This window comes from Streptomyces lothianensis (assembly GCF_047779955.1).
Lineage (GTDB): Bacteria > Actinomycetota > Actinomycetes > Streptomycetales > Streptomycetaceae > Streptomyces.
In genome coordinates, this window is sequence record NZ_JBLMKT010000148.1 from 1 (window position 1) to 355 (window position 355).

Genomic DNA, 355 nt, shown 5'->3' on the forward strand with positions numbered 1-355 from the left:
ACCAGCCGATGTCGGTGATCGAGGCCTTGTCGTCCGTACGCACACGTGCGAGCAACCGCTCCGCCTGACCCGCCAACGCCTCCGGCGACTTCGCCGACAACACCCACGGAACCACCGGCAGCGCAACCAACGGCTCCTCGACGTCCTCCACCGGGTCCGGCTCTTCCTGCGCCTGCTCCAGGATCACGTGCGCATTCGTCCCGCTCACCCCGAACGACGACACACCCGCACGGCGCGGGCGGTCTCCCGCCGCCCGCCACTCCTGCGACTCCGTCAGCAGTTCGACGGCCCCCGCCGCCCAGTCCACCTTCGACGACGGCTCATCCACATGCAGCGTCCGAGGCAACACACCATG

1 protein-coding gene is annotated in these 355 nt (G+C 69.3%); it reads right to left on the reverse strand.

The window, feature by feature from the left end; all coding sequences use genetic code 11:
- Positions 1 to 328 (reverse strand): ketoacyl-synthetase C-terminal extension domain-containing protein (locus ACLF6P_RS30005; protein WP_415954573.1); only part of this gene is annotated, 328 nt, incomplete at its 3' end.
- Positions 329 to 355: the final 27 nt, after the last annotated feature.